Below are 18,648 nucleotides of genomic sequence, written 5' to 3'. Positions count from 1 at the left end.
AATGGAAAGTGAATACAGTACAGGTTCAAAATAATACTACAATAAGTAGCAGACAAAATAATAGGACGGGTTAAAATATTCCAAAATAAAACCCGCTTATCTATAGGTTTTAAACAACTTATTAAAAGATAGTTAAAATAAGTTGAGTGGAGATTTTGTATATTTGTGTGAAATTTATTTTATGACAAATTCTAGAGCAAGAGAAACAACGGAGGCTATTGAAAGACTGTACATTTCTATGAGACACTTATTTTATAGAGGATTTTTCAAGCCAGGAGGAGTTTCAGGAGAGAGCATCAGAAGTTTGCTGAAGACAATCAACCCAGAGATTTATGGTACCATGAATATTCCAAGCAAATTGGAACTTGACGGGTTGATGTATGTTTTAGACAGACTTCCGGAAGGGATTGAAGAATGTGCTTTTATTCATCTTACATCAGATGAAGGGTTTGATAAAGGAAGTTTCGAACCTATTGTTCCTAAGAAAAGAAGAAGAAACTGTTATAGAATAGACGAACACCAGATGAATATTGAGGTTCTTTTGGGCCGTTCCGAAATTTATGACATTCTTACCCATCTTACCTTCCTTTTTATAGAAGCTGATAAAATCCGTAACCTGGCATTCATCCAGGACGAAAACTGGAAACCGACACGTGCATTCAAAATTATTGAAGAAGTGGTGAAGGGTGAAAAGAAATACAGCAGAAAAGAAAAAGAAGTGGCACTTATTCATCTTTCTTCTTTAATAGGAAGATCTTTTGATGAAACGCTAAGAGCTTATAATACTTTCGGTGATGATCATAATCCTGACCGTTTATTCAAAATTATCTACAACTTAGGAAAGGTAAGTCTTGAAGATGCTAAAAGCAGCAGAGAAAGAGAAATTCATTTCAGTTCTATATTAAAGGAAAGAGTAGGGCATCATTATTTTGGTGAGAAATGGGCGAATAAAGTGAAAGAGGTTTTATTTGAAAACAATCTTCACATGCGTCCGCTGCATATTATTTCTGCCAATATGCACTCTGTGAAAAATATGCTGTATGCCAATAATGCACTTAAAAAGAAACAGCATCATGAAGTGGATTATAAACTGTACGAAGATATTTCGAACAAAAAAGAACTTCGTGATAAAGTTTTAAAGTATGCTTTGGATGAAGGGATGATTCATATTGCCGATAAAAGTGGAAGTAATATAGATGTTCAGATTATAGACCTCAGCAAAACAGATCTAAAGAATACACCATTTGCAGATTGCAAGTTCGGAGGAGATGATGTAGTAATGGTTTTTGACTATGCATTCGGAGAGCAGGCTTTTGAGGTAATGGATGAGCTTTTAAGACCTTTTGAGCACAAAGGGGAAATCTATATGATGAAAGTGAAATCTGTCTCTATTATGGGGAAAGCAGGAATTCTTACAGGAGAAAAAGGAGATATTATGATTCCTACTTCTCATATTTTTGAAGGAACTGCGGACAACTATCCATTTGAGAATGCATTGAAGCTGGAAGATTTCAAAGATGATGAATTAAAAGCTTTTGAAGGCCCAATGATTACTGTTTTAGGAACTTCACTGCAAAACAGAGATATTTTATCCTACTTTATGAATACTTCATGGAAAGCGATTGGTCTGGAAATGGAAGGAGCACATTATCAGAAAGCGATTCAGGTAGCGTCGAAGATCAGACACCATATTTCACCGGATCTGTTTGTAATGTATGCTTATTACGCTTCTGATAATCCATTGGAAACAGGAAGTACATTATCTTCAGGAGGGCTTGGGCTTACAGGAGTAAAACCAACTTATCTGATTACTTTAAGAATCCTTGAGAAAATTCTAAGAAGCGGAAAGAAAGAAGCTTCAACTAAAAAATAATTGTAATTCAATAGTATAATATCAACCTCAGCTGTATTTTGCATTTGAGGTTTTTTATATTGAGAAAACTTATGAGCCTCTGTGTTATCTGCAAAACCTGAAGGAAGTTTAAAAATGATTATCCAATTGCCTATCTTTAGAAAACAAAATACTACACAATGAGTTCAGTATCAGAATTATCAAAAAGATTCAGAGAAGTACTGCTTGACGGTTTCTGGATTGCCAATACCAATTTTAAGGATCAGCTTTCAGATGTAACCTGGGAACAGGCTGTGAAGAAGGTAGATTCTTTAAATACGATTGCTATGCTCACTTTTCACATTGATTATTATATTGCAGGAATTATCAATGTTTTTGAAGGGGGTGATCTCGAGATCAAAGATAAATTCAGTTTTGATCTTCCTTCCATAGAATCCCGGGAACAATGGGAAAATCTGTTAAATAAACTTTGGATAGATTCTGAAAAGTTTGCAGCATTACTTGAACAGATGCCCGATTCTAAACTTGATGAAGTTTTTGTTGATGAAAAATATGGGTCTTACCGCAGAAATATAGACGGAATGATCGAACATAGCTATTATCACCTGGGACAGATTACTCTAATCAAAAAACTGTTGAAGAACCAGTAAAAATTACTTATAAAATAACATCACCTTGTCAGGGTTTTAAACCTTGGCAAGGTGATGTTCAAATAAAGCCCCTAAAAAGTTTAACAATCTCGATTAATATTCATCTAAAGCTATATTAAACAGACTAAAATCTCAAAATAACTCCTATTTGAGGATCTTGTTTAAATTACTACCTTTAAAAAAAATAAAATTTTAAATGAGAAAATCGGCTGCAATCATTTTTGCGTTTATCATTTCACAATTTCAGGCTCAGCAAGGAGCTTATTATCAGCAGGCTGCGAAGTACAAGATGGATATTGATGTCAATGCTGAAAAATTTACCTATCAGGGAAAACAGACTTTAGAATACACCAACAATTCGCCGGATGAGCTGAATGTGGTATATTTCCATCTATATTGGAATGCTTTCAAACCTAATTCCATGATGGATCAAAGAGTGGCTTCCCAAGGCAAGAATGGTGACGGAAGGTTGCAGAAAGATGGTATATCAAGGCTTGCTTCTATTCCAAAAGATCAGGAAGGAGCTCAGAATATCCATTGGATTAAACAAAATGGGAAAGACCTGAAATTTGAAGTTCAGGAAACCATTATGAAAGTATACCTGGCAGAACCTATAAAACCGAATTCTACAACTACTTTTACAATGGATTGGGATTCCGTGATTCCTCAGCAGATCAGAAGAAGCGGAAGAAATAACAGAGAAGGAGTAGACATGACAATGACGCAGTGGTATCCGAAAATTGCCGAGTACGATTATGACGGCTGGGCAACCTTTGATTATCTGGGAAGAGAATTTCATGCTCCGTTCTCAGACTTTGATGTTACTATTAAAATCAACAAAGATTATGTTGTAGGAGCAGGAGGTATTCTTGAAAACCCAACAGAAGTAAAAGGATATGATGCCAATGCTAAAATAAAAACTGAAAAAGACAAAAAAGCAATCTGGAAATGGACGGCAAAAAACATTCTTGATTTTGCGTGGAGTGCAGACAGAGATTATTCTGTAGAAAGCTTCAATGTTCCGGAAGGTCCAAAAGTCTATCTGGTATATCAGAAAAACGATAAAACAAAAGCATGGGGCGAATCACAGCCTTATATCACTAAGTATTTCCAGATTATGAATGCCCACTTTGGAAAATATGTATATCCTACTTATGCATTCATTCAGGGAGGTGACGGCGGAATGGAATACGGAATGTGTACCATGATTTTAGGTGAAGCGAAAAACGTTAAAGATTTAATGGGCTTAATGGCTCACGAAGGATCTCACTCATGGTATCAGCAGATGCTGGCTACCAATGAATCTGTACGTCCATGGATGGATGAAGGTTTTACAAGCTATGCGGAAGGATATACCATGTATCAGCTATTTCCTGAAGATCTGCCGAATCCTTTTATGGAAAGATTGGATGCCTACAGAAAATTTATTAAAAAAGGAATAGAAGAACCTGCAGTATGGCTGGGGGATCACCATGATAATGGTACATCTTATACATATGCATCCTATGTAAAAGGAGAATTATACCTGGTACAGCTTGGATACATTATGGGAGAACAGAACCTTGCAGAAACCTTAAAACAATACTATGACCAGTGGAGCATGAAGCATCCTTCAGACAGGGATTTCCTTCACATCGCACAGAAAGTTTCCGGAATGGATCTGAAATGGTTCCATAATTATTGGATCAACACTACAAAAACGATTGATTACGGAATAAAAGACGTAAAATACGATGCAAAATCTACAACTATTACCTTAATCAACAATGGTCAGGTTCCAATGCCGATAGATTTCGGAGTGATGACAACCGATAAGAAAATAGTGACTTATCAGATCCCGCTGAATATGACTCACACATGGAAACAAAAAGATATTTATGGTGATCTTAAAACAATGCCTTACTGGCCCTGGACGCAAAAAGAATATACTCTTACCATTCCTTACACCAAATCTCAATTATCTGTTCTTGGAATTGATTTCAGCCAGAGAATTGCAGATGTAAATATGGAAGATAATTTTGTGGAAGTAAAATAATGAATACAAAATAATACAGTAAACGGCGCGGAAATAAAATTTCCGCGCCGTTTACCGTAAAGAAAGGACTGGCTGGCACATGTTGATATGTACAGATATATTTTTAAGATAGACTTAATTTATAAGAGATCCAAGGCTAGTTTTTATAAAAATGATTAAATTTAGTCCCTCAAAATCAAGCAGGAATTTCAATTATAAATCATGAATTTCTTCTGAAAAATATATCAATGAATTCAATCGTAATAAACGTAGGAAACAGCAATATCAGATTTGGTCTTTTCAATGGTGATAATTGTGATATTTCGTGGGTAATCAATACAAAACCTTACAGAACGGCAGATGAGCTTTACGTACAGATGCTGATGCTTTATCAAACTTATAAAATTGAGCCAACAGAAATCGACAAAGTAATTATTGGGTCAGTAGTACCTCAGCTTACCAAAGTAATGAGCTCCGGTATCAAAAAGATTCACGGAACTACTCCTGTAATTGTTGATAGGTCAACTCCTTCAGGAGTCCAGGCGAAATCTAAGCAGATGGGAACAGATATTTATGCAAATCTTGTGGCGGCACACAATCTGTACCCTAACAGGAAGAAAATTGTTATAGATTTCGGAACCGCTCTTACAGCCAGTTGTGTGACAGAAACAGGGGAAACCCTGGGAGTGATTATTGCTCCGGGAATTGTTACTTCCTTAAATTCATTGATCAACCAGACCGCACAGCTTCCGGACATTGAACTGAAAAAGCCAAAATCTGTTTTGGGATTGGATACAGTAACCTGTATGCAAAGCGGAATGGTATATGGCTTCCTGGGAATGGTAGAAGGCTTTGTAAGCCGCATCAACGAGGAGGTAAATGACGATTGTTTCGTAGTAGCAACGGGAGGTGTCTCCCATATCTATAAACCTCTGACAGATAAGATTCATGTGATGGACAGGCTTCATACATTGAAAGGCCTTTATTTCCTGGGGAAAGATTTATAAATTAAAAGATTAAGGCTGGGTTGAGCTCAAGTCATATCTTATCTTACACTTAACTTTAACCTTAATACAATGGAAAAATTTCCCATCATAGAAACCGAAAGACTTATTCTCTCACAACTGGAAGAAAAGGATGTTCCTTTTATTGTTGAATATCTTCAACATAGGATTTATTCTGATCTTACCTCTAATATTCCGTATCCTTACGTAGAAAATGATGCCAGATCCTGGCTGAAAATGTCAAAGGAAGCTTTTGATAATCAAACAGGATATACTTTTGCTATCAGGAACAAAGAAGGACATATCATAGGTGCTATCGGACTGCATGACAGGGATGATGATAAAGCGGAGCTTGGGTACTGGATAGGAATACCTTATTGGAATAAAGGATATGTAACTGAAGCAGCAGGAGCAATTGTAGATTTTGGTTTTAAGGACCTGGGTTTCCATAAGATCTTTGCTACCCATTTTCTTCACAACCCGGCATCCGGAAGAATAATGGAGAAAATAGGAATGGAGCAGGAAGCTGTTTTAAAGCAGGAAATGAAGAAAGATGGAGAATATTTTGATATAGTGAGATACTCTATTTTTAAAGACTGATTATAAGGAATATGAATACATTCCTGATTCTATAAAAACAAAAGCCAGAGAATATTTTAATTTTCTCTGGCTTTTTATACTATTATTATCTAAACTATTGAGAAAAGGTTAAAGTCCACCAAGACACGAATCAAATTCTTTCAATGAAAAGGTTATCTTTTACTTTTAAAAAAATCTTTAACAATAGAAGAACATTCGGCTTCCATGATGCCTGTAATGATTTCTGTTTTCGGGTGCAGAGAAAGATGTTTATTGATAAACCCTCTTTGTTCATCCCGTGCGCCAATCACCACTTTTGAAATCTGAGACCAGGAAAGTGCACCTGAGCACATCACGCATGGTTCCATTGTTACATACAATGTACAGTCTTTTAAATACTTTCCTCCAAGGAAATTGGCCGCTGAAGTGATGGCCTGCATTTCTGCGTGAGCAGTAACATCATTCAGGGTTTCGGTAAGATTGTGGGCTCTTGCGATAATCCTGTTATTGGAAACTACTACACATCCAATAGGAACCTCATCTTTTTCCAAAGCAGCTTCTGCTTCCTGCAGGGCCATTTTCATGTAATATTCGTCAGTAAACATTTAATCGGTGATCGTTAAAGTTAAAGGTAATTTAAAACGATAAGTGGTAGGATCTCCTTTTATCATTGCCGGAGAGAACTTTTCTGCAAGAGAATATAATGCAATTTCTGCCTGTCTGTTGAAGGTGAAATTATCTCCCTGTGCATGAACATTGCTTACTGTACCATCTTTTTCTACAATAAAATCAACATCTGTTTTTATCATTTTTTCTAAGGAATAAACCCCATCAACGTATAGCAGATTGGCAACTTCCTGTCTCAAAGAATTAAGCCCTCCGGGATAATCCGCAACCTTTTCTGCATCAGAAAATTTTTCGGATGGATTTAATTTAGGATTCCTGATGGTTTGGAGGTCTTCCAGGTTTCTTACCTTTAATAAAGCCCCGATCAAGGCATTGTTTTCAATGCTGTCCATTTTTTTCATGAAAAAGAGAAAATCTCCTTTTATTGCCACTTTTTTATCCGTATTGGATTCAGCATCAAACTTTTTTTTGAACTCTTTATTCAGCATATTTCTGTGCTGGTTATAATAGCTCTTTACAAGCCTGAATTCTTCTTTCTGCTGTGCCAGAAAAAAGGTGGAAATAAAGCAGCTGATGCCAACAAATAAAGTTTTCAATAAGGGTATATTTATGTAAATATAACAAAAAATATGAAATGTGTTTTTTATAATCAGCTTTCAAGATAACGGTTCAAAGATTCCTGTAAATGATTACGGATGTCATCAACTAAACCTTTAGGTTCCAGAACAGTTACTTCTTTTCCATAAGAAAGAATTTCCTGCATAAAGTCATAAGTAGGATGAAGGAAGAACTCAAAATAAATCTCTTCCGGAGTTTCTTTGGTCTCTTTCTGCGATTGATGAAGAGGAAAGCTTCTGATGTACTCTCCCTGATGGCGGCTGCATTTCAATACTATATTCTGTGGTTTCTGCTCCGTCAGATTCATTACTCCGAATGCATTTTTGAAATGCTCTCTGAAATTATATTTGTACTTCTCTCTAAACTGATTGTTAGCTACGTCAAGATAGTTGATTCTATCAAGCCCGAAAGATTTTAAAGCTTTATCTTTCGTGTCAATGGCAATAAGATACCATCGGTCTTTGGATTCTTTTAAGGCTAAAGGATGAACTTTTCTGGAAGTCATCAGTTTGTTTTTGTAATTGTAATGTTCAAAGCTTACAACCCTTTTATTTCGGATGGCAAAGAACAGATCATAAAAATGTTCCACACCGGTGGGTTTCCGGCTTTCAAAAAAGATAAAATCTGAAAAATCCGGATGAAGATTCAGAGCGTTACTTACCTGAAAAGATTCCAGTAATTTCTGGTTGTACTCATCCACTTCCATGATTGGTCGGCTCTCGATATAGTATCGGTTGTCCCCCTTTTTCTTGTTGTGGATGGAAAGATTAAAAAGATCGGAAATCTCCCGGATATCCCTTTGCAGGGTACGGATAGAGTAGCTCTTGATTCCGGCATCCTGGAATTCAAAAGAATTTAAAAGATAGTCCTCCAGCTGGGAATAGGTAGCCGGAGAACTTTCTAATCTTTTAATTATTAAGGCATATCTTGTCAGATAAAAATCTTTCTTCATTTCTCTTTTTTTAGGACACAGCAGAACTGCGTTTCATGATAAAGTTTTATAAGACAAATATATGCGGTTAATGCGACAAAACGTGTCGTGTTTTATTTTTTATCTAAAAAGTATCTTCTTCAAAATCTTCTCTGAGGAAGTTGTCAATGTCGTTCAGATAGTTTTCATAATCTATCTCAGCATTTTCTATGTCGCTCCATTCTATTGTAAAGAGGTTTGCGTCAAAGAGTAATTTGGTATCGGGTGTTTCCATGTTTTGTGTTATAAGATGTTGGTTACATTCTGAACATACTTCAGGTTGTTCAGCATAGGCGAATGTTGAATTCAAAGGCTTTTTAAAGTTTTATGGATTCTTGTTTTGTGTCTTTTGATACTCCAAAGATATCGGGGCAAAACGACAAAACTTGACGTGTTTAAAAAATATTTTCCAGTTTTGAAATATAATCTTTAAAGCTTATATTAGATAGTTATAAGGTTCAGGGCTTATATTTTATTTCTGATGAGCTTTTGAACAATCTGATTCAGGATTTCTCTGTTATCATCAATATAGCTCAATCCGGCCTGTATAAGGTTTTCAATATTAGACCTTTTTACGTTATCCATTGCCGGAGATGCGTTTTTCAGTGAGGGATTCAGGCGGTAATAGTTTTTCTGATTTCTCAAACCCAGTGTCTGAAACATCTGTTCCAATTGATAATCTACTGTTTCTGCATTGGCAGACATTAAAATATCAATAATCGGGCTTACCCAGCCAATTTTCCCTGCTTTTTCCAGTTTTTTAAAAGGATAAGGTCTGGCTTCAATTCCTGTTCCGATAGAAACAATAATCATATCATTTACACTCGGATGGTTGGCTTTCTGATGGTTTTTTAAAACTTCGGCAAAAGGAATTTTTCTTGCCTCTGCATAAGCACAGAGGGCAGGATTATTGGCAAACATTCCTCCGTCAATCAGGCTGAAGATCTGTCCATACATGGATTTGATCTGTACCGGACTAAAATAGGTAGGTGCGGCTGAAGTTGCCCTGCAGATATCTTTTACGTAGAAGTTATCTGTGCTGAGGTTGGCATTCCATGAATTGAAAAGTTTTGCTCTTCTGTTCTCAATGTCATAACTTGTTATTAAACATGGTTTTATTAATTCTTTTAATTCTAAATTTCCAAAAAAGTCATTTAAATTCCTTTCAAGTGATTCCTGTGGAATTTTTTCATTCAATAATCCGAATGGATTAACCAGTTTTTCCCAAAAGGAAACCTGGAAGATATCGCCGCCCTTTTCTGCATATAATTCTAATCCTTTCTGAATAGAATATTTTGCTTTTCGGGTTTCGTCGGGACATAGAATAATAGAAGCAATCAGACCTCCGGTGCTGCTGCCTGCCACCAGGTCAAAATAATCCCCAAGCTTAGCTGTTGGCTTATCATAATACTGGAGCTGCTCTTCTATGTAACGCAGAATAATACAGGTGATGATTCCTCTTATTCCACCTCCGTCCAAAGAAAGAATGGTTGTCTTTTTCATGTTATTTTTTTATTTTTTTAAAGAAACATTTAGCAGCTTTAGACAAGTAAAACCAATAGATTTCCGAAAAATATCTATTGGTTTCAGCTTATTATAAGGATTGCTTTTGGTGTTTTCTTATAAAGTAAAGATAGACGGAGGAAGCGACAGAACTTGTCGTATTATAAATGATTTTAATTAATTTTATCAAAAAAATGGAGCTTAAAATCAGAGAGTTAGTCTTTTAATGGTTTGATAAATGAGAGTTAAAAAACAACATAATTCTGCTTATCTCTAGGCATCTTTAAGAGTGTTCTCCATCTGGTTTTTACGGAACCTTTTTTAGAGGGAATGTTCTTTTTTTCAAAGTGGGGAAGGTCTTTGAAGGTTTTCCAGTTTCCACCCCAGTCCCAGCCATGGCGGGCAAAGATTTTTACACACTCATACCAATCGGCAACTTTGTCATTATCCCAATCTTTTACTGTATCCCAACTTACTGTTTTTCGGTCAATCACCAGGCAGATATCTACGGCAAGACCATAATTGTGGATGCTTTGCCCTGCTTTAGCATTGGTCACCTTTTTTCCGGAAGTAATTCTTCCGATCGCATAAAGCTTTTCCTGCTCTTCAAAAGATCTTAATCCCTGGATGATTCGTATCTTGGCTCTTCCGGTAAGGGCTTCATTACATTCTTGTATAATTTGCTTCACTTCATCTCTTACCAACGGATGAAGTTTCTGAATTCGTTCCAAGGTTACTTTGTCCATATTTCTTATTTTGTTATGATACAAAAGTATAGAGCGGAAGCGACGAAACTTGACGTGTTTTATTTAATTTTTTGTGTGAGATGTTCCTGAGTGTTTGAGAATGACCAGGCTTGTGAAATGGGATTAAATAAATGTTTTTGAACCCAAAATTAAAGCACTAATGCGACAAAATGTGTCGTATTTAATAATTTTATTCATTTGTTTTTCAGACTGTTAAATAAGATGTTAATTATGGGATAAAAGATTATTTTATTCTTTTAAAACTCTAATTTTGTGTAGATATTTATCATGCAACTGTCATGTATGCACTTGTAGATTGTAATAACTTTTTTGTTTCCTGTGAAAGGACTTTAGATCCTGATCTTGAGGGCAAGCCCGTTGTGGTTCTTTCCAACAACGATGGGTGTGTTGTATCCAGAAGTAAAGAAGCAAAAGATCTGGGAATTCCCATGGCAGCCCCGGCATTCAAGTACAAGGAGCTTTTTCAAAAGTATAATGTGAAAAGTTTTTCTGCAAAATTTGAATTGTATAATTATAAAAGCCAGCAGGTAATCAATATTGCCAAATCCTATGTTCTTGATTATGAAGTCTACAGTATTGATGAGCTTTTTCTTGATTTAACAGGATTTAAGTATATCGATATTCATGAATATTGTTCTAAAATCAAAAAAGAGATTGATGAGAAAGAAAATATTCCCGTAAGTATCGGAATTGCTCCCACTAAGACTTTATGTAAAGTTGCGAATAGAATTGTAAAAGAGTTTCCGGATAATTTTAATGGCGTTTATATTCTGGATTCTCCTGAAAAAATTGAAAAAGCATTGAAGTGGCTTAATATCGCAGATGTTTGGGGAATCGGAAGAAGACTGGCCGTCAAAATGAACGACAGTGGCGTCTATAAAGCCTGGGATCTTCTTCAGAAACCTGAAATATGGGTTCGGAAGATGATGGGAATTCATGGCGTAAGGATGATTAATGAACTGAAGGGAATTCGTCAGCTGGAACTGGACGCTCCTTCTCCTAAAAAATCTATTGCTGTTACCCGAAGTTTTATGCAGATGCTTACAAAAAAAGAAGAAGTAAGGGAAAGGGTAGAAACTTTTGGAATGTACTGCTCAGAAAGATTAAGAAAGCAGAATACCTGTTGTAAAATGATTACGGTTTTTGTGCAGACCAACCGTTTTAGGAAAGATCTGCCTGAATACAGAAATGCAATGACCCGGATTCTTTCCAATCCTACCAATTCCTCAATCTTAATAGGAAGAGTGGTTAATGAACTTTTTGAAGTTATTTACAGAGACGGATTTCATTATAAAAGGGCAGGGGTGATGGTGAATGATTTTGTACCCGAAGATCAGAGACAAATCAGTCTTTTCGAAGAAGATATACAAAATCAGCATCTTCCCGTGATGAAAGCCATGGATGCCATGAACCGAAAATTTGGGAAGGATAAAGTCCGCCTTGGAAGCATGAGTGGTGAAAACACCTTTGGACGTGCAAAACTGTCTCCGGAATATGAAGCTTTCCTGAAAAAAAATACATTGCCGGAAGCTAATTTCAGGTTTCATTAAAGCCATTCCTAATTCAAAAATTCTGTTTATTTTCGTCATTCTTACTGAATGAAAAATAAAACGACTGAGATCAATAATCTATTACAGCAATTATCCCGGGAAAATCTTTCCGGATACAAGATTGTTGATTATTGGGATGCAGATACTACAGCGTTAGGATTGCAGAAAGGAAATGTTGTTGTCTATATTTCAACATTCAGCTATTCTAAAAGCAATCATTATGATATTATTATTGAAGAACTCGAAACAGGTAAAATATTGAAATCGGGAGACAAAAAATCATACCACGAACTTATTCATGACTTTCTGATTTTTTTTCTAATGGCGCCTTCAAAATAATATTTTTCTTTAAAAAATAAGAATACTTTAAAAATTTCCCATAAAATAGAAGGGTAGTTTTATTTTAAATAGTAAAATTCCGTATTTTGATAATGTGGAATAAGTGCTTACTTATCTTGTTTTCAGTGGTTTATGTGTTTTTGTTTTAAAGGCTGCTATTGTACATGATGTGCTTTTACATTTATCTTTGGCCGAGAATTGTACACGTTTTAAACCACAAATCAAATGAAAAATCTAAGTATTTGGATGAAAGGAATACTGATTCCCTTGTGCTTTATCAGCTATTCAAAAGCGCAGGTTGGTATTAATACTTCAAATCCTCAATCCACTTTCCATGTGGATGGGGCAAAAGATAATCCCACCTCCGGAGTTCCTTCTACCACACAGGCTGCTAATGATGTTGTCATAACTTCTACAGGAGAAATAGGGATTGGAACATTATCTCCTGCTGTTAAGATAGATACACGGTCTGCAGTCAACACAGATAATTCAATAGGAATAGGTGAGACCAGCCAGACGGCCTCATCAGCAGGTGGAGGTGCCGTAAGATATAACCCTCTGAATGGCGGAAAGATGCAGTACTCAGATGGCGTTGTGTGGCAGGATCTTATTTCTTCCCCTACCAAAGCTGTAGTGGTAGCTAATATTCAGGCAGCGAACTTTGCTGTTAAAATTCCTTATCAGGTTTCTACAGGTATTGCCGGATGGACGGAGATTTCTGATCCTACGGCAAACTTTACTCCCGGAACAGGTATTTTTACAGCGCCAAGAACCGGAGTATATCTTGTTTCTTTTACCTATGACTTTGTGAGAATCCCTATAGTTTCAGGCTATTTTTCGGAAGCGAGATATGTAGTGAACGGAAACAATACTGTTAAAAAATGTGTGAAATCTTTCTCCAATATTTCAAAACAGGCACAAGTTGCAGGTTCTTGTGTGGCTGGAGTTCAGCTGAATAAGGGAGATACTCTTCAGCCATATATCTACCAGTCTGTTTATAATGGTAATCTAAGTCTGAGGACAGATCTATCTTCTGCAAGCAATGATTATGGCTTTGTAAATCTTTCTATTTTAGAACAATAACACACTTTGATATGAGAAAAAAATTAGGACTGGCTTTATGTATGGGCTGCGGCATGTGGATGCAGGCTCAGATAGGAATCAATATGTCTGCCCCGGAAGGAACGGTGCATATAGACGGACAGAAAAACACAAATGCTTCAATACCTTCCAGTTATTATGATGATATAGTGATTACTCCTGCAGGAAATGTAGGAGCAGGAACAAAATCTCCCAAAACAAGACTGGATCTTAGATCTAATGAACGTTTAAATGCAATCGGAATTGGGGGAACTTCACAATCTGCTTCTGCAGCTAAGGCCGGAGCGCTGAGGTATAACTCCGGAACGCAGGATCTAAGCTATTCTAATGGAACCTCATGGATCATTCTGGCTCATAAGACCTCTAATGACTTTGTAGATGCAGAAAACTCTTCGACGCAAAGTTTTGGTGATGGAGTGCAGACCGCTGTTACCAGCTGGATTAAAAAAACGGATGTAAATAGCAGCTTTAATGCTGGTACAGGAATCTTTACAGCCTCAAAAACAGGAGTATATATTGTGTCCTTTACCTTTTCATTAGCATCCGGAAGCATTGCCAATGATTCAAGGTATGAAACTTTGATTCAAACCAATTCAACATCTTCCACTACCAATAAAGTGTTCAAGTGTGTAGGAAGCTATCCCGGAACCAATACCATTGGAAACCGTGTTGCGGGAAACTGTTCAGGAATTTTTAACCTGAACCAGGGGGATAATATTACAGTAAGCCTGAATCAGAAACTGGGAAGTTCAAAAACTTTGGATACTGATGCTACACTTACTTCTTTAAGTATTTTCGGATTATAAAAAGACAGATGATGAAAAAAAATTGTTTACTGATTTTAATGACTTTAAGCTTCCACTGTGTATTTTCACAGGTTGGAATCAATACTCCAAATCCACAAGGTATCCTGCATATTGACGGACAAAAAGATAATCCTGTTTCAGGGTCAACATTTACGCCAGCTCAGCAGAGTAATGATATTCTTGTGAATAGTACCGGAAAAATAGGAGCGGGAACTCTCATCCCGGTTGCAAAAATTGATGCCAGAAATTCCGGAAACGGAGCCATTGGCTTTGGAACTTCTTCACTAACTGCGCTTGCCGCTGATGAGGGAGCAGTACGCTATAACAACGGAGTGGAATATTCTAATGGAAATGAATGGCTTCCTTTGCTCACAGCACAACCCACAAATAATAAAGTAATTGTTATTGCAGCTAAAACCAATAATAATGTAAAACTGGCCACTCCGTCTATTCCGACGGTAACTACAGGATTGCAGAACAGAGCAAGTAATTATCTTGTAGACTGGAGTAAAACATTTGAAAGTAATTCCGGTACAAATTTCAATGCTGCCACAGGTATTTTTACTGCACCCCGAAACGGAATTTATGTAGCTTCTTTCACTACAGATCTGGCTCCATTAGCAATTAATTATACTACAGATCCTTTAAATCCTATTCAGATAGAAGCGATCTGGCAGCTCTATGATAATACGGCAGGATTGGCAGTTACCAATATTGTAAATACGGTAAAGTGCGTTAATACCATGTCCTCAAACAGTGTAGGAAATATTGATGCAGGAAGTAATTGTACTGCCTCATTTTACATGACTGCAGGGCAGAGGCTGATGCCTTACATTTGGTTTAATTTAAATAATTCAATTGTTGCTAATTTCTCATTAAATAATACAGGCGGTTATAATAATCTTACCATTGCAGAACAGTAAATCAGGTGATTTCATCCAGCGTTTTGATAAATGCTGACGGATGCAGACCCGTGATTCTTTTGAACTCAAGAGAAAAAGCACTGTGGGATGAATATCCTGTGATTTCAGAAAGATGGTTGATCTTATACTTTCTGTACTGTGGTTCGTTTTTCAACTGGTTGACAATGTAATTGATCCTCAGATGATTAATGTATTGGTTGAAATTGAATTTCTTGTGTTTTTTAATGACCGCTGAAAGGTATTTTGTGTTGATATTCAGAGTGTTTGCAAGATTATAACGTGAAATGTTCTTGTTATTAAACTCAAGACTTTCTTCAAAGGTTTTTAATCCACTCAAAATATTTTCCTCTACTTCAGGTGAAATTTTTATTTCTGTGGGAGTAGGGGTATTTTTATTTTGGATATCATCAGAAATTTCCTGAGGATCTTCTTCATAAACCACTGGAGAAATACCTTCTCTGTAAATTTTGGAAACAGCTTCTTTATGTTTTTTGCGAAGACGTATGCTGTTAAAAATAACAATCCCCAAAACAATGATCAGAGCCAGACAAGCTATAATAAGCCTTTTTGAAATGGAATGACTTTCATTGAGCTGCTGATCAAAGCATTCCTCTTTTTTGGATAATGTTTTGTTGACAGCCATTGCTTTGTTATAGGCGATGCTGTCTTTTAATTTAAGATTTTCAAGTTTATATTTCTCCGTATTGGGTTCGTCATGAAGCTGGGTGTAGGCTTCCTCAAGGTTTTTGGTGACTTCAATCTTTTTTTCGTTGAAACCATACTGATCTACAATGGTTAATGCTTTCTGGTAATAAAGCACAGCACTGTCCGGCTTATTCTGTTTTGAGAAAGAGAATCCGATATCATTCAGTATAGTAGACCGCAGATAATAATTGTTTTCTCCAACCAAAGAAAGGGCTTTTACAAAATAATATTTAGCCTCTTTAAATCTTTTTACTTCTGATAAGTTATACCCCATATTGGTATAAGCGGAGATCAGCAGTTCATTTCGCCGGGCTGCATTTTTAAGCTTCTGAAATTCCTGAATGGCACTTTTAGAGTAAAACTCTTTCTCTTTATACTGATTCTGATTAAGAAGGATCAAAAAAGAATTAAAGATCATTCCCTTCAGCTCATGTCCTTCCTCTGTATTATTGTTTTTTACCTCAGATAGGGCGTTGTGAAGGCTCTTGGAAGATTCTTTAAGCAGTCCGAGCTTTGCATATTGGGTACCTTGCATCCTGTAAGCCAGAGCTTTCCCGATAGTATAATCGTTTTGGGTAGATATTTTAAGGGCTCTATCTGCAAAATCAAGACTTTTCTCAGCATCAGATTTTAAATAGCTGTTGAATGATTTCAAATAATAAGCTTTTGCAAGAAATTCAGGGAGATTTCTTTTCTGTGCTGAATCTATAATCCTATTCAGAACGATTTCCGAACTGTCCGGATTCTTGGATGAAAGAGTACGGGCATACTTGTACTGTCCCTCAAAATCAAATGACTGAGAGAATGCGGAAATCGAAATAATAAGGAAGAAAAAGAGAATAATTTTTTTCTTCATTGTGTTTTTGTGTTTTATTTTTTTTGGTATTTCCAGTTACGGCTTTTACCTTCGGTTATCCACTCCAAAGATTGTTCCAATCTTTTATTTCTGGTAGCATCTGTTTTGGCTTCTATAACCCATGCAATATACTCTTTTCTGAAGGATGGTGAAGCCTTTTCAAAAATACCGAGAGCCTTTGGATGAGCATCTAAAGCTGACTGAAAATAACCAGGGATTTCCATTTCTGTTTTGGAGGGAGGAGCTTTCTTCATTGTAACTCCCATTTCCGTAAGCTCCATTGCTTCTTTAATGGCTTTTTTTAGCTGAGGTTTTGGCGGAAGATCTTCAATCCTTGTTACTTTTCCTAAGCTGAACATTGAGCTTCTTTCAGCAGTTGTTTCTATTTCCTTTAATGTTTTCATCTCCTGATGCAGCCAGAATCCAAGACTGCAATACTGTTTGAAAGCCGTAATGGAACAAAGAATTTTTCCTTTATACATGAACGTAGGAAATTTCCATTTGATCGCTTCTTCCGCATCAGGGCAGACTTCGTGAATCGTTTCACGGAGGTAATTTAAGATAGGCCTTGCAAAATCCGGAGATTTTTCAATGTATTCATCAACTTTTATGCTGTGTTTATCCATAGTGTTTATTGGAATAATTGTACAATTTCATTCACAAAGAATTTCACCTGGTCAGGTCTTCCTCTGTCATTTTTAGGGTTGTTGGAGTAGCTTCCGGTTTTTACAATAACGATATTGTGTTCAGGAACCATAATAATATACTGTCCCTGTAATCCCAGGAAATAATAATGTTTGATAGGGTTGTCATGGTTGATCCACAGTCCCATTCCATAAATGTTTTCAGACTTTTCAGTAGGAGTTCTCATTTGTTCAATGAAGTCAGCATTGAGAATCTGTTGATCCCCGGCTTTTCCATCATTCAGAAACAGCTGCCCCAGCTTAGCAAAATCTCTTGCATTGGAATGAATGCAGCAATACGTTTTTTCCATTCCATAATCATCTGTACTCCATTTAGCATTCTGTTCCATTCCCAAAGGAATCCAGAATTTTTCTGATAAATAGCTCGCTAATGGTTGATTCAGAGCCTTTCGTAAGGCAAAACCAAGAAGCTGTGTAGAACCGCTCTGGTATTCGAATCTTGTTCCCGGTTCTTCTTTAAATTTTCTTGAGAATACAGCTTTTACAAGGCTTTTTCCATAATAAGCTTTGGCATTGGGAAGAAACGGATTATTGTAATTTTCATCCCAGTCCAGCCCGGATTCCATTTGGGCAAGGTTTTTAAGAGTTACTTCATTTCCGAATGGCTTATCTTTAAATTCAGAATAAAAATCAGATAGCTTTTCATCAATAGCCGGAATAATACCTTCTTCCAATGCTTTTCCCAACAGCATCACAGTCACTGCTTTTGCCATCGAAAAAGAATTGGTTTGTGAAAGCTGATTATAACCATTCCAATATTGCTCATGAAGAATTTTACCATTCCGTATTACAACAAAAGCTGCTGTTCTGGAGTGTTTTAAATTTTCAACTAAATGTTTAGGTAAATCTTTTTTGTTATAATCCGGATCTTCTTCCCAGAGTTTAGGTTCTTCTGTAGCAATAGGATTGCTTGGGAAAAGATTTCCGTCATCAATATGTGCACTTGATTTTCCTTTAAGATAGGTTTTGGAAATACCATTAAATAAATAATCATATCCCAGAAGATAAGCCGCTGCCGCACCGGCTACAGCTCCGCCTATCATATACTTTAGTATTCTCATTTTTTCATAAATGGGTCTT

19 protein-coding genes are annotated in these 18,648 nt (G+C 36.4%); 10 read left to right on the top strand and 9 right to left on the bottom strand.

Annotated elements, in window-relative coordinates:
• Nucleotides 1–181: 181 nt before the first annotated feature.
• The 5 genes from SFA27_RS22165 to SFA27_RS22145 all read left to right on the top strand — a co-directional run bounded on the left by SFA27_RS22165 (nucleotide 182) and on the right by SFA27_RS22145 (nucleotide 6,120).
• The gene (locus SFA27_RS22165; RefSeq protein WP_047376249.1) at nucleotides 182–1,873 is read left to right on the top strand and encodes a DUF6909 family protein; all 1,692 of its coding nucleotides are present in this window, start codon (nucleotides 182–184) and stop codon (nucleotides 1,871–1,873) included.
• A 158-nt stretch (nucleotides 1,874–2,031) separates the two neighbouring features.
• Complete coding sequence (locus tag SFA27_RS22160) at nucleotides 2,032–2,502, top strand: DUF1572 domain-containing protein (protein ID WP_407294969.1); 471 nt, start codon at nucleotides 2,032–2,034, stop codon at nucleotides 2,500–2,502.
• 196 nt (nucleotides 2,503–2,698) lie between these two features.
• Nucleotides 2,699–4,537 (top strand): M1 family metallopeptidase, encoded by a 1,839-nt coding sequence (locus SFA27_RS22155; protein WP_047376253.1) that lies wholly within the window; start codon nucleotides 2,699–2,701, stop codon nucleotides 4,535–4,537.
• A 227-nt stretch (nucleotides 4,538–4,764) separates the two neighbouring features.
• Entirely contained in the window at nucleotides 4,765–5,523 is a 759-nt protein-coding gene (locus SFA27_RS22150) for a type III pantothenate kinase (protein ID WP_047376255.1), read from the top strand.
• A 69-nt stretch (nucleotides 5,524–5,592) separates the two neighbouring features.
• Nucleotides 5,593–6,120, top strand: a complete 528-nt coding sequence (locus SFA27_RS22145) for a GNAT family N-acetyltransferase (protein WP_407294966.1) — start codon at nucleotides 5,593–5,595, stop codon at nucleotides 6,118–6,120.
• A gap of 152 nt (nucleotides 6,121–6,272) precedes the next feature.
• On the opposite strand, the gene SFA27_RS22140 is transcribed toward SFA27_RS22145, so the two are convergent.
• The 6 genes from SFA27_RS22140 to SFA27_RS22115 form a co-directional block, all read right to left on the bottom strand.
• On the bottom strand, nucleotides 6,273–6,704 hold the full coding sequence (locus SFA27_RS22140) for a nucleoside deaminase (protein ID WP_047376259.1): 432 nt from the start codon (nucleotides 6,702–6,704) through the stop codon (nucleotides 6,273–6,275).
• Nucleotides 6,705–7,322: a hypothetical protein gene (locus SFA27_RS22135; RefSeq protein WP_407294963.1), complete on the bottom strand. Its 618-nt coding sequence runs from the start codon at nucleotides 7,320–7,322 to the stop codon at nucleotides 6,705–6,707.
• Nucleotides 7,323–7,375: 53 nt separating this feature from the next.
• Entirely contained in the window at nucleotides 7,376–8,296 is a 921-nt protein-coding gene (locus SFA27_RS22130) for a helix-turn-helix transcriptional regulator (protein WP_407294961.1), read from the bottom strand.
• 103 nt (nucleotides 8,297–8,399) lie between these two features.
• The gene (locus SFA27_RS22125; protein ID WP_407294958.1) at nucleotides 8,400–8,549 is read right to left on the bottom strand and encodes a hypothetical protein; all 150 of its coding nucleotides are present in this window, start codon (nucleotides 8,547–8,549) and stop codon (nucleotides 8,400–8,402) included.
• Nucleotides 8,550–8,779: 230 nt separating this feature from the next.
• A complete protein-coding gene (locus SFA27_RS22120; protein ID WP_407294956.1) occupies nucleotides 8,780–9,817 on the bottom strand; it encodes a patatin-like phospholipase family protein in 1,038 nt (345 codons plus the stop codon).
• A gap of 245 nt (nucleotides 9,818–10,062) precedes the next feature.
• Nucleotides 10,063–10,563, bottom strand: a complete 501-nt coding sequence (locus SFA27_RS22115; protein ID WP_407294954.1) for a M15 family metallopeptidase — start codon at nucleotides 10,561–10,563, stop codon at nucleotides 10,063–10,065.
• 299 nt (nucleotides 10,564–10,862) lie between these two features.
• On the opposite strand from SFA27_RS22115, the gene SFA27_RS22110 reads away from it, so the two are divergent.
• The 5 genes from SFA27_RS22110 (at nucleotide 10,863) to SFA27_RS22090 (ending at nucleotide 15,303) form a co-directional block, all read left to right on the top strand.
• A complete protein-coding gene (locus SFA27_RS22110; protein WP_407294952.1) occupies nucleotides 10,863–12,134 on the top strand; it encodes a DUF4113 domain-containing protein in 1,272 nt (423 codons plus the stop codon).
• A gap of 48 nt (nucleotides 12,135–12,182) precedes the next feature.
• Entirely contained in the window at nucleotides 12,183–12,473 is a 291-nt protein-coding gene (locus SFA27_RS22105) for a hypothetical protein (RefSeq protein WP_264518886.1), read from the top strand.
• 225 nt (nucleotides 12,474–12,698) lie between these two features.
• Nucleotides 12,699–13,556: a hypothetical protein gene (locus SFA27_RS22100; RefSeq protein ID WP_047376268.1), complete on the top strand. Its 858-nt coding sequence runs from the start codon at nucleotides 12,699–12,701 to the stop codon at nucleotides 13,554–13,556.
• Between the two features lie 11 nt (nucleotides 13,557–13,567).
• Nucleotides 13,568–14,380 (top strand): hypothetical protein, encoded by an 813-nt coding sequence (locus tag SFA27_RS22095; protein ID WP_407294948.1) that lies wholly within the window; start codon nucleotides 13,568–13,570, stop codon nucleotides 14,378–14,380.
• A gap of 11 nt (nucleotides 14,381–14,391) precedes the next feature.
• On the top strand, nucleotides 14,392–15,303 hold the full coding sequence (locus SFA27_RS22090) for a hypothetical protein (protein ID WP_407294945.1): 912 nt from the start codon (nucleotides 14,392–14,394) through the stop codon (nucleotides 15,301–15,303).
• A 1-nt stretch (nucleotide 15,304) separates the two neighbouring features.
• Here SFA27_RS22090 and SFA27_RS22085 read toward each other — a convergent pair whose 3' ends face one another.
• Genes SFA27_RS22085 through SFA27_RS22075 form a run of 3 tightly spaced genes read right to left on the bottom strand, consistent with a single transcriptional unit; the run spans nucleotide 15,305 to nucleotide 18,629 of the window.
• Nucleotides 15,305–16,864 carry a helix-turn-helix domain-containing protein gene (locus SFA27_RS22085; protein ID WP_407294943.1) on the bottom strand — a complete coding sequence of 520 codons (1,560 nt, stop codon included), beginning with the start codon at nucleotides 16,862–16,864 and terminating at the stop codon, nucleotides 15,305–15,307.
• 14 nt (nucleotides 16,865–16,878) lie between these two features.
• A complete protein-coding gene (locus SFA27_RS22080) occupies nucleotides 16,879–17,490 on the bottom strand; it encodes a YdeI/OmpD-associated family protein (protein WP_407294941.1) in 612 nt (203 codons plus the stop codon).
• Nucleotides 17,491–17,495: 5 nt separating this feature from the next.
• Nucleotides 17,496–18,629 (bottom strand): serine hydrolase, encoded by a 1,134-nt coding sequence (locus SFA27_RS22075; RefSeq protein WP_081995451.1) that lies wholly within the window; start codon nucleotides 18,627–18,629, stop codon nucleotides 17,496–17,498.
• Nucleotides 18,630–18,648 lie beyond the last annotated feature (19 nt).

Origin of the sequence: Chryseobacterium sp. HR92, from assembly GCF_045689405.1 — a bacterium.
Classification (GTDB): domain Bacteria; phylum Bacteroidota; class Bacteroidia; order Flavobacteriales; family Weeksellaceae; genus Chryseobacterium; species Chryseobacterium viscerum_A.
The sequence above is the reverse complement of the archived record's forward strand: the minus strand, read 5'-3'. Positions and strand labels throughout refer to the sequence as shown.